General features: G+C 68.5%; 12 protein-coding genes. 5 read left to right on the top strand and 7 right to left on the bottom strand.

Translation table 11 applies throughout. The features are described from left to right. Positions 1-89 precede the first annotated feature (89 nt). The 5 genes from C7H84_RS24170 to C7H84_RS24145 all read right to left on the bottom strand — a co-directional run bounded on the left by C7H84_RS24170 (position 90) and on the right by C7H84_RS24145 (position 6,613). Positions 90-998 carry a carbohydrate kinase gene (locus C7H84_RS24170; protein ID WP_121861130.1) on the bottom strand — a complete coding sequence of 303 codons (909 nt, stop codon included), beginning with the start codon at positions 996-998 and terminating at the stop codon, positions 90-92. After that, complete coding sequence (locus C7H84_RS24165) at positions 995-2,275, bottom strand: AGE family epimerase/isomerase (protein WP_121861129.1); 1,281 nt, start codon at positions 2,273-2,275, stop codon at positions 995-997. Before C7H84_RS24165 ends, C7H84_RS24170 begins: the two co-directional genes overlap by 4 nt. After that, positions 2,272-3,291, bottom strand: coding sequence for a LacI family DNA-binding transcriptional regulator (locus tag C7H84_RS24160; protein ID WP_121861128.1), 1,020 nt, complete (start codon positions 3,289-3,291; stop codon positions 2,272-2,274). The genes C7H84_RS24165 and C7H84_RS24160 overlap by 4 nt, the downstream gene beginning before the upstream one ends. Before the next feature lie 361 nt (positions 3,292-3,652). Then, complete coding sequence (locus C7H84_RS24150; protein ID WP_121861127.1) at positions 3,653-5,491, bottom strand: EAL domain-containing protein; 1,839 nt, start codon at positions 5,489-5,491, stop codon at positions 3,653-3,655. Between the two features lie 78 nt (positions 5,492-5,569). After that, the gene (locus C7H84_RS24145; RefSeq protein ID WP_121861126.1) at positions 5,570-6,613 is read right to left on the bottom strand and encodes a bile acid:sodium symporter family protein; all 1,044 of its coding nucleotides are present in this window, start codon (positions 6,611-6,613) and stop codon (positions 5,570-5,572) included. 345 nt (positions 6,614-6,958) lie between these two features. Between C7H84_RS24145 and C7H84_RS24140 the strand changes: the two genes are divergently transcribed. From C7H84_RS24140 to C7H84_RS24130, 3 genes are all read left to right on the top strand, one after another. Then, positions 6,959-7,453 carry a peptide-binding protein gene (locus tag C7H84_RS24140; RefSeq protein ID WP_121861125.1) on the top strand — a complete coding sequence of 165 codons (495 nt, stop codon included), beginning with the start codon at positions 6,959-6,961 and terminating at the stop codon, positions 7,451-7,453. Between the two features lie 353 nt (positions 7,454-7,806). Further along, the gene (locus C7H84_RS24135) at positions 7,807-8,883 is read left to right on the top strand and encodes a porin (protein WP_121861124.1); all 1,077 of its coding nucleotides are present in this window, start codon (positions 7,807-7,809) and stop codon (positions 8,881-8,883) included. A gap of 172 nt (positions 8,884-9,055) precedes the next feature. After that, on the top strand, positions 9,056-10,018 hold the full coding sequence (locus C7H84_RS24130; RefSeq protein ID WP_121861123.1) for a LysR family transcriptional regulator: 963 nt from the start codon (positions 9,056-9,058) through the stop codon (positions 10,016-10,018). 118 nt (positions 10,019-10,136) lie between these two features. On the opposite strand, the gene C7H84_RS24125 is transcribed toward C7H84_RS24130, so the two are convergent. After that, the gene (locus tag C7H84_RS24125; protein ID WP_121861122.1) at positions 10,137-11,096 is read right to left on the bottom strand and encodes a nitronate monooxygenase family protein; all 960 of its coding nucleotides are present in this window, start codon (positions 11,094-11,096) and stop codon (positions 10,137-10,139) included. Between the two features lie 278 nt (positions 11,097-11,374). Here C7H84_RS24125 and C7H84_RS24120 point away from each other — a divergent pair, with 278 nt between their 5' ends. Then, positions 11,375-12,271: an alpha/beta hydrolase gene (locus C7H84_RS24120; protein WP_121861121.1), complete on the top strand. Its 897-nt coding sequence runs from the start codon at positions 11,375-11,377 to the stop codon at positions 12,269-12,271. 88 nt (positions 12,272-12,359) lie between these two features. On the opposite strand, the gene C7H84_RS24115 is transcribed toward C7H84_RS24120, so the two are convergent. Then, on the bottom strand, positions 12,360-12,851 hold the full coding sequence (locus C7H84_RS24115) for an Lrp/AsnC family transcriptional regulator (protein ID WP_121861120.1): 492 nt from the start codon (positions 12,849-12,851) through the stop codon (positions 12,360-12,362). A 113-nt stretch (positions 12,852-12,964) separates the two neighbouring features. Between C7H84_RS24115 and C7H84_RS24110 the strand changes: the two genes are divergently transcribed. After that, positions 12,965-13,867, top strand: coding sequence for a DMT family transporter (locus C7H84_RS24110; RefSeq protein WP_121861119.1), 903 nt, complete (start codon positions 12,965-12,967; stop codon positions 13,865-13,867). The last annotated feature ends 244 nt before the right edge of the window (positions 13,868-14,111 follow it).

The following is a 14,111-nucleotide window of genomic DNA, read 5'->3' as shown; positions in this document are numbered from 1 at the left end:
ACACTTCATCGTAGCACTGCGGCGCAGCATGTACAGCGCCGCAAATCAGCGACGGATCAGTGCGCCGTCGTCATCCCGTTACCCTCGCGTCACCGTTCGAGCAGTGCGACGACTTCGTCGAGCGTCGGCGCATGCGCGCCCGTGTGCCGGCACGCGGCGGCGCCGGCCGCCAGCGCGAACTTTAGATGGTCGCGCCACGATCGCTGCGGCGCGGCCATTAGGCTGAACAGCAGGCCGCCGATCGACGCGTCGCCCGCGCCGACGGTGTCCACTACCTCGACGCGCGGCGGGCTCGCCTCGAGCACGTCGCCGTCCGCGTAGAGCGTCGCCGGCTGCGCGCCGCGCGTGACCAGCACGGCCGCCTGCGGATTCAGCGCGCGCACCGCCGCGATCGCGTCGGGGCCGTCGCCGCCGAACAGGTGGCGCAGGTCCTCGTCGGACACCTTGATCAGGTCGGCGAGGCCGGCCATCTTTTCCAGCGTCGGCCGGTACGCGGCCGTCATCAGGTTCCGGTAGTTCGGATCGAAGCTGATCTTCACGCCGCGCGCGTGCAGGTCGGCCGCGAGCGCGACGAGCGTGCTCGCGAGCGGTTCGCGCACCAGGCTGATGCAGCCGAAGTGCGCCCACTTCACGTGCTCGGTCCAGCCGGCCGGCAGCCGCGCCGGGTCGAACGCGAGATCCGCGCTCGCTTCGCCGATGAAGAAGTACGCGGGCGGGCGCGTCTCGTGGACGATCGCGAGCAGCGGCGCGCGCGGCACGCGCTGCAGGAAGCGCAGGTCGAGGCCGGCGGCCTCGCTCGTGCGCCACAGCACGTCGGAGAAGCAGTCCTCGCCGATCGCGCCCGCGAGCGCGCTCGGCATGCCGAGGCGCGCGACCGCGCGCGCGACGTTCCAGCCGGCGCCGCCCGGCACCGACGTCCACTGCGCGTCGCCCGCGCGCACCATGTCGGTCAGGATGTCGCCCGCCGACACGAAAGCCGGAAACGTGCCGCCGCTCATTGCGTCGGCTCGCTGCGTTGCATGCGCGCGAGGGTCGCGAGCACGTCGTAGCAGGCGCCCATCGTGTGATAGTCGGTCTTGCCGGCCGGGCTTTTCTCGTCGCTGTACTTGCGGTTGTCGCAGGTGAGGATCCGGTACCACGCGCCGTAGCGGTGATCGACGAAATGCGCCCAGCTGTAGCGCCAGATCTCGTCGTACCAGTCCCAGAAGCGCTCGCTGCCGGTGCGGGCGCCGAGCATCGCGGCCGCCGCGAAGGTTTCCGCCTGCACCCAGAAATACTTGTTGTGGTCGCAGATCGTGAAGTCGGGGCCGAAGCCGTAGCAGAGGCCGCCGTGATCGGCGTCCCATGCATGCGTGAGCGCCGCGTCGAACAGCTCGGCCGCGCGCGGCGCGAGCCAGTCGAGCGGACGGTGCCGTTCGAGGATCAGCAGCAGCTTCGCCCATTCGGTCTGGTGGCCGGGCTGGAAGCCCCACGGACGGAAGATGTTCGAGCTGTCTTCCTTGTTGTAGTCCCAGTCGACCGACCAGTCCGCATGGTAGTGCTCCCACACGAGGCCGCCCGACAGCGCGGCCTGGCGCTGCGTGATGTGGGTCGCGAGCTTTTCCGCGCGATCGAGATAGGTGACGTGGCCGGTCGCCTCGTAGGCCGCGAGCAGCGCTTCCGTCATGTGCATGTTCGCGTTCTGGCCGCGGTATGTCGACACGTTCCAGTTCGGCGTCGCGTCGTCCGCGTAGAGGCCCGCGGCCGCGTCCCAGAAGCGGTGTTCGGCGAGTTCGTAGGTCGATGCGATGAGCGGACGCGCTTCGTCGACGCCCGCCATCGTCGCGTGCGCGGCGGCCAGCAGCACGAACGCGAGCCCGTAGCAGTGGCGCGTGCCGTCGAGCGTCGCGCGCTTGGCGCCGTCGCGCCACTCGAGTTCCCAGTCGTAGCCCTGCAGTTCGTCGTCCCAGTGCGCGTCGCGCAGGAAGCGCAGCGCGTGGCGCGTGTAGTCGAGATGGCGCGGATCGCCGAAATGCCGGTACGCCATCGCGTAGTTGAAGACGAACCGGCAACTGCTGACCAGATGCCGCGACGTGCGGTTGTAGACGCTGCCGTCGTCGCGGAAGTAGTGGTGGAAGCCGCCCGACGGATCGAACGCGTTCGCCGCGTAGAAGCGCAGCGTGTCCTCGACGTGCGACAGCAGGAACGACGGATCGCGGAAGCTCGCGACGAACGGTGCCGTTTGCGCGTGGGCGGCCGGCGCGGCCGGGCGGGATTGGACCGGGGGCATGTTCATGATTCGGTGACCGTGGCGGTATCGAGTGCCGGTGAGCCGGCGGGCTGGCTGCTGGCCCGCACGATCAGCTCGACGGGCAGGGAGATCTCGGTGTGCTCGGGTGCTTCCGCGAGCAGCAGTTCGACGCCGCGGCGGCCGAGCGCTTCCTTGTCGACGGCGAGCGTCGTGAGCGGCGGGTTCGCGTGCGCGGCGGCCGGGATGTCGTCGAAGCCGACGATCGCGATGTCGTCCGGAATCCGCACGCCGCGCGCGATGCACACGCGCTGCGCGGCCAGCGCGGCGGCGTCGTTGTACGCGAACACGGCGTCCGGGCGCGGGCCGGGCGCATCGAGCAGTTGCTGCATCGCGCGCGCGGCGCCGGTGTCCGGGTCGAGCCCGGCGTCGATCGTCACTTCGTACGCGGGATCGAACAGCCTCCCGGCCTCGAAGAACGCGCGCCGGTAGCCGATCGCGCGCTGCGCGATGCTGTAGTGCGCGGCCGAGCCGCCGATGAACGCGATCCGCGAGCGGCCGGTCGCGAGCAGGTGGCGCATCGCGAGCGCCGCGCCCGTCGCGTTGTCGATGTTGACCGAACGCAGGCCGGGCGCCCACAGGTCGATCAGCACGAGCGGCCGGCCGGTCGCGGCGAGCGCCTCGATCGTCTCGGGCTCGATGAAGCCGGCCACGGCGATCGCATCGGGCGCGTGCGGGCGCATCTGGCGCAGCACGTCGTCGTTCGGGCCGACGGTGAGCAGCGTCGGCACGATGCCGCGTTCGCGGCAGGCGTCCTCGACGCCGTGCAGCACATGCGAGAAGAACGGACTGGCCGGAAAGCGGTTGTGCTGGCGATGCAGCAGGAAGGTGAGCCGGCGCACGCGCGGGCGCAACTGGGCCGGGTCGTAGCCGAGCTGCTGCGCGATCCCGACGATGCGCGCGCGCGTGGCTTCGGACAGGCCCGGCTGGTTTTTCAGCGCGCGGGAGACGGTGCCGATCGAGACCTCTGCCGCCCGCGCTACGTCGCGAATGGTGGTGCCCATCGTTCGGGTCCGGTTTGTTTAGGGTGACGGCGATTGTATAGTAAAACCCGGCGCCTAATTCGGGCCGGATAACCGGGGAATACCCGGAAATAGCGGGATTTTGCGGGCTAATCTGCGAAAACGCCGTAACTAAAAATACTAAACAACGCGGAAAAGGCAAGGGGATTGCACGGGATGAAATCGTGCGGGGAATGGGCGCGTCGCGTGCGTTCGGATGTTCCGGCGGGCGCGGGCCGGCAGGCCGTTGCTGCGGCGCGAGTCCGCAGCGGCGTGCGGGACCGGCAACGGCGATCGGGCGCCGGGCTTCTCGTCTGTCCGCCCGCCGCCGGCAACCCGCGAGCGGCAAGCCGCTGGCCGTTCGTCAGCCCGCCACCGCGTGCGGAGGCTCGCCGCGCTCGCGCAGCGCCGCGCGGCCCGCATCGAGATCGACCACCGCGAGCCCGTCCGGCTGCTGTTTCGCGCGCCGCTTCGCGAGCGCCGCGACCGACGCGATCTCGTCGCTGCCGTAGCGCATCGCGCCGTTCGCGCCGGCCGGCACGCCGACCGCGCCGATCGCCATCGTCACGAAACCGAAGAACGCGGGATTGCCGTGGCGGTCCTCACCGCGCAGCCCGCCTGCCTGCCGGTCGGCCTGCGTGTAGAAGCGCTGCGCGCCGTCGTTGAAGCGCGCGATCGCGTCGGCCGCGCGCGTGCGCCAGTCGTCGCGCTGGAACAGCACGAGGAAATCGTCGCCGCCGACGTGCCCGAGAAAATCGCGCTGCGGATCGCACACGCCGGCCAGCACCGTCGCCGCGAACTTCAGCACTTCGTCGCCCTGCCAGTAGCCGTACTGGTCGTTGAACGGTTTGAACTGGTTCAGGTCGACGTAGCACGCATGGAAACCGGCGTCGCGCTCGAGCAGCCGGTCGATATGCGCGCTGATCGGGATGTTGCCGGGCAGGAAGGTCAGCGGGTTCGCATAGCGCGCGGCCTCGATGCGCATCTCGGTCACTGCGCGCACGAGGCTCTCGCCGGTGCCGAGCCCGACGTAGCGGCCGTGTTCGGTGAGCACGAAGCCGTCCGCGAGATAGCGCTGGTCGTGGCTCGCGAGCAGCAGCGCGAGCTGCTCGACCGTCGTCGCGACGTCGATCATCAGCGGCGCGTCGTTCGCGAACTGCAGGCACGGCTTCTTGCCGAACACCTCGCGGTGGTACGGCAGCGTGAAGCGGTCGATGAAGCCGCGCCGGTTCACGAGCGCGACCGGCTGCCCGCGTTCGACGAGCGCGACCGCATGCAGGGCCGGCATCCGGTTGAACAGGTCGAGCACGTCGTTGCTGGTCGCGTCGCGCGGCAGCGCCGGCGCGGGCACGAGCATTTTCGCGGCGATCGTGCCGGCCGGCCGCGTGGCGCGCGTCGCGCCGGGGAACACCGCGATGTGCGGGGTGCGGATCGCGTCGCGCGCGGCCGGCGCGACGACCGGCGACGGTTGCGCGTTCGGCCGCCCAAGCAGGAAACCCTGCACGCAGCAGATGCCCATGTCGCGCACGACGATCAGGTCGCACGCGTTCTCGATCCCTTCCGCGATCAGCTGCGCGCCGCTCGCGTGCGCGAAGTGCTGCATCGCCCTGACCGCCTCGAACTTGAGCGGGTCGCGCGCGATGTCGTGGATGAAGAAGCGGTCGATCTTCACGACGTCCGGATGCAGGCGCAGCCACAGGTTCATGCTCGCGTTCGCGGTGCCGTAGTCGTCGAGCGCGAACTGGATGCCCGCATCGCGCAGCGACGCGACCGCCGGCCCGATGCGCGCGACGTCCGGCATCGCGGTCTGCTCGGTCAGCTCGATCACGATGCGTTCGGCACCGACCCGCGCGCGACCGAGCAGTTGCCGCACGCGCTCGCGGTCGCGCACGAGCTGCAGGATCGTGCCCGCGCTGAAGTTGAGGAACAGCTTGCCGTCGCAGCCGAGCGCCGCGAACGCGTCGAGGCACGTGCGCGCGGCGGCCTGTTCGAGCGCGATGGTCGTGCCGTCGCGCGCGGCCTGCGCGAACAGCGCGGCCGGCGGCTCGAGGTCGGTGCCGCGCGGGCCGCGGATCAGGCCTTCGTAACCGATGACGGTGCCCGACCCGAGGTCGACGATCGGCTGGAACACGGCGGCGAGTGCGCGTTCGGCGATCAGGCGCGTGGTGGGGGCGGCGGAGGAATCGGGATGGGGCGCGGGCATGGACGAGGACAGCCGAAGCGACGGGACCTCGTCTTTAACGGCAGCACGCGCGCAGAATTGAATGAAGATTTCGTGACGTCAGCGCTTGCCCGCGTTCAGCGCACCCCGGGTGCGCGCAGCCCCGCCCGGCGCGTTCTCGCCGTCGCGCTCGCCGCTCACGTCGCGCGCGCCCCAGCGCTGCGCGAGCGCCGCGCACGCCATCAGCTGGATCTGGTGGAACAGCATCAGCGGCAGCACGATCGCGCCGACGGCCTGCGCGGAGAAGATCACCTTCGCCATCGGCACGCCGGCCGCGAGGCTCTTCTTCGATCCGCAGAAGATGATCGTGATCTGGTCGGCCCGGTTGAAGCCGAGCCGCTTGCTGACGATCGTGGTCAGCGCGAGCGCGATCACGAGCAGCACGACGTTGACGACCAGCAGGCCGCCGAGCGCACGCGCCGGAATCTGGTGCCAGAGCCCCTGGTTCACGGCCTCGCTGAACGCGACGTACACGACCAGCAGGATCGAGCCCTGGTCGACGAAGCGCAGCACGCCGCGATTGCGTTCGATCCAGCCGCCGATCACCGGCCGCAGCAGCTGGCCGGCGATGAACGGCACGAGCAATTGCATCACGATGCTGCCGATGGTGCTCCACGGCGACGCGGCCGCCGCCGACTGCGACGTGATCATCAGTCCGACGAGCACCGGCGTCACGAAGATCCCGAGCAGGCTCGACGCGGACGCCGCGCACACCGCGGCCGGCACGTTGCCTTTCGCGATCGACGTGAACGCGATCGACGACTGGACCGTCGACGGCAGCGTGCACAGGAAGAGCACGCCGGCATAGAGCGTCGGCGTGACGAGCGGCTGCAACACCGGCTTCAGCGCGAGGCCGAGCAGCGGGAACAGCGCGAATGTGCTGAGCAGTACGACCGCGTGCAGCCGCCAGTGGGTCGCGCCCGCGATGACGGCTTCGCGCGACAGCTTCGCGCCGTGCAGGAAAAACAGCAGGCCGACCGCGATGTTGGTCGCCCAGTTGAACGCGTGGGCGGCCGCGCCGCGGCACGGCAGCAGGCTCGCGAGCACGACGGTGCCGACGAGCGCGAGCGTGAAGTTGTCGGGAAGGAAACGGGGACGGGCCATCTGGGACTCATTCGAAAGCGGCGGGCGCGCCCTTCGCGCGCGCGAAGCCGATATTGTCCCGGTTGGTCATTCACTACACAAATTCATTGTGGGAATCGATTGATGAATCGCTCGCATGCAACACGGCGCTCCCGACAGGGGCCGCAAATGCGCAAAACGGCAGAAGAACATTCCGTCGCCGGTGCCCGTCGAAGTGGAAAAACCTAGCAGTAACATGGTGTTACACCGCTGCCCGCGACATAACACTTTTTGGCTCGACACCGTTTCGGACCGCTCATAAATTACTGCTGAAAGGCTTGCGTCGGCCGGAAACGGCAGGCGCAACGCGGCAATAGGCACTGGACGATGACGGAACGGGTGAAACTGAAGGTCGGACGATGGGTGGCAGGCGTGCTGGGCGCGTTCCTGTTGCCGCTCGCGCTCGCGCAACCGCCGCACGGCGGCCAGGCGTTCGGCGGCGACGGTTTCGGTCACGGTTTCGGCGGCGGCGAGATGCACGCATACGGTCAGCCGTCCGGCGCCGGGCCGGTCTGGCGTCGCGCGATGCCGCCAGCCGGGGCTCGTGCCGGCGGCGTGAGCGGCTACGGTTCCCGCTGGGGGCTGCGCCCGACGCCGTCCTACGGCCATTACGCCGCGCAGAGCCCGTATCGCCCGATCAGCGCCGAGTCCCGCCAGATGCCGCGCCCGCAGGGCGGCGGCAACGTGCCGCTGCGGGCCGGCTCGATCCGCGCCGACGTCGCGCGCTACAACGAGGAGCGCGGCGGCCGTCCGCTGCCGCCGCCCCGCGCCCAGGAAGAGCCCTCCCACTCGCCGTTTTTCTCCCCGTTCTACCGCAACTGAGCGTCCGCACGCTCGTCCTGGTGTGTCCCCTGCCGGCCGTGATGCGAATTCGCCACAGTCGCGCGCAGATTTCCGCTGATTTTCCCGCTGCATTGCGCTATCTTTCGCGCCCGGCTCGCGCACACCGCGAGGCCGTCCCGTCGCGTGCGTGCACCGCGCGGGGCCGCCGCGGCGCATCCGGCCCTCTGTCGATTCCGCGAAGTTAAGGCTGCCGCTATACCCGCAATAAGTGTGCGCAATTTTGACCGGACCCGTGATCCGTAAAGATGGCTGCGCCCCATACGACGCAAGCAATCGGCTCCTAAAACAACGCTCGCGCCACTTATCGACATTCGACAAAACCTGGAGATCCCATGAAAGCATTCGCTCGCCGTGCGTCGCGCACGTCCGTCAAGCTGATCGCCGCGGCCGCCTGCGTGGCGGCCGCCGCACCCGTCCACGCGCAGTCGAGCGTCTCGCTCTACGGTCAGGTCGACGAATGGGTCGGCGCAACCAAGTTCCCGGGCGGCAACCGTGCGTGGAACGTCAGCGGCGGCGGGATGTCGACGTCGTACTGGGGCCTGCACGGCGCAGAGGATCTCGGCAGCGGCTACAAGGCGATCTTCACGCTGGAGAGCTTCTTCCGCGCGCAGAACGGCCAGTTCGGCCGCTTCCAGGGCGACACGTTCTTCGCGCGCAACGCGTACGTGGGCGTCAGCTCGCCGTACGGCACGGTGACGGCAGGCCGCCTGACGACGCACCTGTTCCTGTCGACGATCCTGTTCAACCCGTTCTACGACTCGTACACCTTCTCGCCGATGGTGTATCACGTGTTCCTCGGCCTCGGCACGTTCCCGACCTATCCGAGCGACCAGGGTGCAGTCGGCGATTCGGGCTGGAACAACGCGCTGGGTTACACGTCGCCTTCGTTCGGGGGCCTGAATTTCGCGGCGATGTACGCGCTCGGCAACACGGCAGGCGACAACCGTTCGAAGAAGTGGAGCGCGCAGTTCAACTACGCGAACGGCCCGTTCGCGGCGACCGCCGTCTACCAGTACGTGAACTTCAACAACGGCCCGCAGGACCTGAGCTCGCTCGTGACCGGCATGAAGAGCCAGGGCATCGGGCTGGTCGGCGCGACCTACGACCTGAAGTACGTGAAGCTGTTCGGCCAGTATATGTATACGAAGAACGACCAGGTCGCCGGCAGCTGGCACGTGAACACGGCGCAAGGCGGCGTGTCGGTGCCGCTCGGCGTCGGCAACGCGATGGCGTCGTACGCGTACTCGCGCGACGCGGGCGGCCTCGACCAGACGCGCCAGACCTGGGCCGTCGGCTACGACTATCCGCTGTCGAAGCGCACCGACGTCTACGCCGCGTACATGAACGACCACATCAGCGGCCTGTCGAGCGGCAACACGTTCGGCGCAGGCATCCGCGCGAAGTTCTGACGACGGCTTGGCGGAACGCGCGCGACGTGTCGCGCGCGCCGTCCACCGGCATTCCGCCCGCAACGGCGCCGCTCCCCGCGGCGCCGTTTTGCGTTTGTTGACCTTCTTGTCTTCTCGCCTTTGTTACCCTATCTCGTAATTGCATGATTACCAGGAATTGCGAGCTAGTTCGATGGATACCCTCGTCAGCATGAATGTGTTTCGCTACGTCGTCGAAGTGGGCAGCTTCGTCGGCGCGGCCGAGCGCATGCAGATGTCGGCCGCGATGGCGAGCAAGCACGTGATGCATCTCGAGCAGCAGCTCGGCGCGCGGCTGCTGCATCGCACGACACGACGTGTCGCGCCGACCGAGGCGGGACGCGAATACTATGAGCGCCTCGTGCAGGCGCTGTCGGAACTCGACGAAGCCGGACAGGCGGTCGGCGCCGCGAGCGTCGTGCCGCAGGGCCGGCTGCGCGTGACGTCGCTGTCCGCGTTCGGCTTGCGGCACGTGATGCAGGCCGTCACCGATTATGCGGGTCGGTACCCGGACGTGACCGTCGACATGACGCTGTCCGATCGCGTGGTCGACCTGATCGAGGAAGGCTACGACGTCGCGGTGCGCGCGGCGCCGAACGGACTCAAGTCGTCGTCGCTGGTTGCGCGGCAGATCGCGACCGCGCACATCCTGCTGGTCGCGTCGCCCGAGTATCTCGAGAAGCGCGGCACGCCGCAGACGATCGGCGATCTCGCGCACCACAACTACCTGCGCCGCGATTCGAATTCGACGATGCTCGACTCATTGGTGATCGATGCGGCCGCCGCGTCGCGCGTGAACCTGAACGGCAACCTGATCGTGAACCATCTCGAAGGGCTGCGCGCGGCCGTGCTCGCGGGCGCGGGCATCGCGCTGCTCGGCACCGAGGTGGTCGGCGACGACATCGAAGCCGGCCGGCTCGTGCCGGTGCTGCTCGATTCCGTGCCGCCGCACGAGGCGCCGATCTATGCGGTGTACGCGAGCCGCCGCCACGTGTCCGCGAAGGTGCGCTCGTTCGTCGACTTCCTCGCCGCGCGTTTCGAAGGGCAGTCGCTGTGCCCGTCGATCGAGTCGCGCCTGCGCGTGCTGCCGATCACGCGGATCAAGCGCGTGGGCTGACCGGCGCGAGCCGCCCGCGAGCGGACACAAAAAAGCGCGAGCCGTTGCGGTTCGCGCTTTTTTTTTTGCGTGGGTCCGGCGTCGCGCGGGGCGCGGCGGCAACCCGCCGCCACTTGCGTCAGCGTGCGATGCCGAGCCGTGCCTTCGCGTCGTCGTACTCGCGCTTGAGCCGCTCGACGAGCGCGCCGACGCTCGGCAGGTCGTCCATCAGGCCGACGCCCTGGCCGGCACCCCAGATGTCCTTCCATGCCTTCGTCTTGTCGCCGCCGAAATTCATCTTCGTCTTGTCCGATTCCGGCAGCGCGTCCGGGTCGAGGCCGGCCTTCTCGATGCTCTCGCGGATGTAGTTGCCGTGCACGCCGGTGAACAGGTTCGTGTAGATGATGTCGGACGATTTCGCGTTGACGATCGCGCGCTTGTAGTCCTCGACCGCGTGCGCTTCCTGCGTCGCGATGAAGCGCGTGCCCATGTACGCGAAGTCGGCGCCCATCGCCTGCGCGGCGAGGATCGAGCCGCCGTTCGCGATCGCGCCGGACAGCACGATCGGGCCATCGAACATCTTGCGCACTTCGCCGACGAGCGCGAACGGCGACGTCGTGCCCGCATGGCCGCCGGCGCCGGCCGCGACGAGGATCAGCCCGTCGACGCCCGCCTCGAGCGCCTTCTGCGCGTGGCGCAGGTTGATCACGTCGTGCAGCACGATGCCGCCGTAGCTGTGCACCGCGTCGACGATCTCGCGCGCCGGCGCACGCAGGCTCGTGATGAAGATCGGCACCTTGTGCTCGACGCACACGCGCACGTCATGCTCGAGCCGTACGTTCGACTGGTGGACGATCTGGTTGACGGCGATCGGGCCGATCACCGCGTCCGGGTGCTTCGCCTTGTGGTCGGCGAGCTCGGACTGGATCTGCGTGAGCCATTCGTCGAGCAGTTCGGCCGGACGGGCATTGAGCGCGGGGAATGATCCGACGATACCCGCCTTGCATTGCGCGAGCACGAGTTCGGGGTAGCTGACGATGAACATCGGCGACGCGATGACGGGCAGCGTCAGGTTCTGCAGGACGGCGGGCAATGCCATGTTGATGTCTCCAGTCTCGAGGGGCGGCCGGGCCCGGCGCGATCGCACCGGGCCGGCATGCATCTTGGCGGTCGAACGACGCTTCAAGTGTAGCGGCGCAGCCGCGCGTTCATATTAATACGAACGGTCGTGCGATTCTACGCGAGCTTAACAAACCGGACGGCATGGCGACAATCGAGGGAGTGTTCTCTTTCTACGCATTCGGGTGTCTGCCGTGCGCAGCAGTGCGTCGCGCGCTCCTACAATAGGCGCCATAACAAACCAACGAGAAACAAACCATGTCGTTCGACGCGTTTGCACCGTTTCGCGTGACGGTGCAGGACACCGACATCTTCGGTGTCAAAGGAGGCGCGGGGCCGCCGCTTCTGCTGCTGCACGGCCATCCGCAGACCCACATGATCTGGCATCGCGTCGCCGCGACGCTGGCGAATCACTTCACGGTGATCGCGACCGACCTGCGCGGCTACGGCGCGTCGGGCAAGCCGCCGAGCGATGCGTCGCACGCGCCGTATTCGAAACGCGCGATGGCGGCCGACCAGGTCGCCGTGATGCGGCATTTCGGCTTCGAGCAATTCCACGTATGCGCGCACGATCGCGGCGCGCGCGTCGCGCACCGGCTCGCGCTCGATCATCCGGCGGCCGTCGAGCGGATGATGCTGCTCGACATCGCGCCGACGCTCGCGATGTACGAGCAGACCGATCGTGCGTTCGCGACCGCGTATTTCCACTGGTTCTTCCTGATCCAGCCGGCGCCGCTGCCCGAAACGCTGATCGAAGGCCGCACCGATGCATACATCGAGCGTGTGATGGGCAACCGTTCGGCCGGGCTCGCGCCGTTCGAGCCGCACGCGCTCGCCGCGTATCGCGCGGCGCTCGCACAGCCGGGCGCCGTGCATGCGATGTGCGAGGACTACCGCGCGTCGGCGACGATCGATCTCGAACACGATCGCGCGGACCTCGAGCGCGGCAACAAGGTCGCGTGTCCGTTGCGCGTGCTGTGGGGCGAGAACGGGATCGTCGCGCGCTGCTTCGAGCCGCTCGACGAATGGCGGCGCGTCGCGCGCGACGTCAGCGGCCGTGCGCTCGATTGCGGGCACTACATTCCGGAAGAGGCGCCCGTCGCGCTGATCGACGAGCTGCTCGCGTTCTTCGAAGCGCGCGACGCGGCCGCGTAAGCGGCGCCGGTCGCGACGGGGTGCGCGGGCGCGGTGTGCGTAGTGTGTTCCGCCAGCGATGGCCGCTGCGTGCCGCTCGGCTTGACGCTCAGCGGTGCGCGGCGTCGTCTTCGACGAGCGGCGGCAGGCGGCGCGGCACGGGCGTCGATTTCACGATCGCCGTGCTCGTTTCCGCGCGCTCCGTCACCTTCGACAGGATGTCGTCGAGGTGCTCGATCGTGCGCAGGTAGAGCCGGCAGATGAAACAGTCCTCGCCGGTGACCTTGTCGCATTCGACGAATTCCGGAATCCGCCGCAACACCTCCTCGACGAGATGCAGCTGCCCCGGCAGCGGCTTCACGCGGACGATCGCCTGCAGCGTGTAGCCGAGCGCACGCGGGTCGAGCTCGACGGTGAAGCCCGCGATCACGCCCTGCGCCTCGAGCCGCCGCACGCGGTCGGCGGTCGCGGGCGCCGACAGCCCGATCTGCCGCGCCAGCTCGCTGGTCGCGATGCGCGCATCCTCGGCGAGCGCCGCGAGGATCGCGCGGTCGGTCGCGTCCAGCGACGCGACGGCAGGCGGAGAAAGGCGTTTCGACATGATCGCTTTGGTTTCGAAGGTGAATCGATTGTTTCGCTTCAGTTTAGTCGTGGATACGCGGAAAGCAAGTTCCTAGAATCGAAGTCATCTTCTCTCGCCCAACGGAGTCCATGATGGCCTCGAACGAAATCCGCCGCGGCGCCGCCGAGATGGTCGTCGCGATGTTGATGTCCGGCACGATCGGCTGGCTCGTGATGTCGTCGCAGCAACCGCTCACCAACGTCGTGTTCTTCCGCTGCCTGTTCGGCGCCGCGACGCTCGCGATCGTCTGCGCGGCGCTCGGCTTCCTGCGCCGCGCGCTGTTCTCGCCGCGCATGCTCGCGCTCGCGACGCTCGGCAGCGTCGCGATCGTCGCGAACTGGCTGCTGCTGTTTGCCGCGTATTCGCGCGCGTCGATCTCGATGGCGACCGCCGTCTACAACACGCAGCCGTTCATGCTGGTCGCGCTGGGCGCGATCGTGTTCCGCGAACGGATCAGCGCATCGACGATCGCGTGGCTGGCACTGGCATTCGTCGGGCTCGTGTGCGTGGTGCGCGTCGAGCCGGCCGTGCTCGCGGTGCCGGGCGAATATCTCGAAGGCGTCGCGCTGTCGCTCGGCGCGGCGTTCCTGTACGCGGTGTCGTCGATCGTCACGAAGCATCTGAAGGGTACGCCGCCGCATCTGCTCGCGCTGCTTCAGGCCGGGCTCGGCATCGTGCTGATCGCGCCGTTCGCGCACTTCGACACGTTGCCCGCGACGGCCGCGCAGTGGCTCGATCTGGTCGTGCTCGGCGTCGTCAATACGGGTCTGATGTATGTGCTGCTGTATGGCGCGATCCAGAAGCTGCCGGTCGCGATGACGGGCGCGCTGTCGTTCGTCTATCCGGTCGTCGCGATCATCGTCGATCGTGTCGCGTTCGGGCAGACGCTCGCGTGGACGCAAGTGCTCGGCGCGCTGCTGATCCTGCTCGCCGCGGCCGGCGTGAACCTCGGCTGGCGCATCGTGCCCGCGCGTCGCGCGGCGGCCGGCAACTGAAACGGTCGTTTGAGTTGGCTCGCCGCTACGGTTCACCGCTACGGCTGGCCGCGATCGCCCGCTGCCGACGCCTCTCGGGTGCGGCTGCCGGGCACGCGGATTGCGCGTGAAAAACGCTGTAAGAAGTTGTAGGGAAACACCCGATGCGACGCTGCGGCGTCGCTCGTATGATTCGGGCTGTGACGTTGATCACGTTCACAGGATTCCGATCTCATGCCGTTCGCCAGACAGGCCGAACGGCATT

The sequence above is a fragment of the Burkholderia sp. Nafp2/4-1b genome (genome assembly GCF_003635165.1).
Taxonomy (GTDB): domain Bacteria; phylum Pseudomonadota; class Gammaproteobacteria; order Burkholderiales; family Burkholderiaceae; genus Burkholderia.
Note: the sequence above shows the minus strand (reverse complement) of the source record. Positions and strands in the feature narration are given on the sequence as shown.